Genomic DNA, 1,268 nt, shown 5'->3' on the forward strand with positions numbered 1-1,268 from the left:
GGCGTTTCGCAAGCTCGAGCAGTGCCTTTGCATCGCAGCCCTTACAGGTAACTGCGACCTTAATGTCTTTTGCACCGTTCAGATACTTCTTGATCAGTTTCGGCATCAAGAGCGTACCGCAGTGCAGGGAACCTGCACATGCATCAAGATCTGCCGGATTGGTAATGAACACCGGCTGCGGGTCATAGACATCCACGCCTTTCTTGACGGTCAGAACCACATCAACCAGCTTGTTCTCCAGTGCGTACTTTAAGAGAGAGATAACCGCTCCTCCGCACTCGCCTTTAATATCGCAGGAGTTCGTCCATGCGTAGAACATATCGCCTTTTGCTGACATTTTCAGGCCTCCATCTTCTTCACATTCACCGCACAGACCTTGAACTCCGGAGTTCGGGAGACCGGATCATATGCCGTGTTCGTAACCAGGTTTGCACGTGCCTCAATGAAGTGGAACGGCATGAAGAACACACCCTCCTTAATGTTCGGCGTGACACGGGCATTGACTGCTACCTCACCGCGGCGGCTGTAGAGAATGACCTTCTCATTGTCTTTGATGTTGTACTTTGCAGCGTCTGCCGGGTTGATCTCAAGCCATGCGGTTGGTGCGTCGCGGTCAAGCTGCTCGCATCTGCGGGTCATCGATCCGCTCGGCCAGTGCCAGATGGTTGCTCCGGTTGTCAGCCAGACCGGGTACTCTGCATCGATTACCTCGGCTGGTGCACGGTGTTCGATTGCTTCGAGTTTGGCTTTGCCGTCCGGCATGCCGGCGAACTTTTCGATGTGAAGGATCGGGGTTCCCGGGTGGTCTTCGGTCGGACACGGCCACTGGATTCCGTCACCTTCGAGTTTTGCGTAGGTGATACCGGAATACTGCGGGGTGATTCCGCGCATCTCGTTGAAGACGTCTTCGGTGGTCTGCCACTGGAAGTACTGGCCGTATCCCATCTTTTCTGCGATCATCTTCATGATCTCCCAGTCGAGTTTGGACTCGCCCGGTGCGTCTGCTGCCTTTCTGAATCTCTGGACACGGCGTTCTGCGTTGGTCTGGGTTCCATCCTCTTCTGCGTAGCATGCGCCCGGTAAGACGACGTCTGCGTACTTTGAGGTCTCGGTCTCAAAGATATCCTGAACGACAAGGAACTCACAGTTGTCCATGCCTTTCTCGACGTTCTTGGAGTCAGGGTCGGAGATGACCGGGTTTTCACCCATGAGGTACATGCATTTCAGTTTGTCAGGGTGTTCTTCGAGGGTCTCAAGCATCTCAGGGA

General features: G+C 54.2%; 2 protein-coding genes. Both read right to left on the reverse strand.

What is annotated here, in order from left to right:
• The coding region (locus McpAg1_RS09550; RefSeq protein ID WP_338095079.1) for a coenzyme F420 hydrogenase/dehydrogenase beta subunit N-terminal domain-containing protein at positions 1-337 on the reverse strand (337 nt) is incomplete at its 3' end.
• Positions 338-339: 2 nt separating this feature from the next.
• A partial coding sequence (locus tag McpAg1_RS09555; RefSeq protein ID WP_338095080.1) for a molybdopterin oxidoreductase family protein occupies positions 340-1,268 on the reverse strand: 929 nt, incomplete at its 5' end.

This window comes from Methanorbis furvi, assembly GCF_032714615.1.
Taxonomy (GTDB): Archaea; Halobacteriota; Methanomicrobia; order Methanomicrobiales; family Methanocorpusculaceae; genus Methanocorpusculum; species Methanocorpusculum furvi.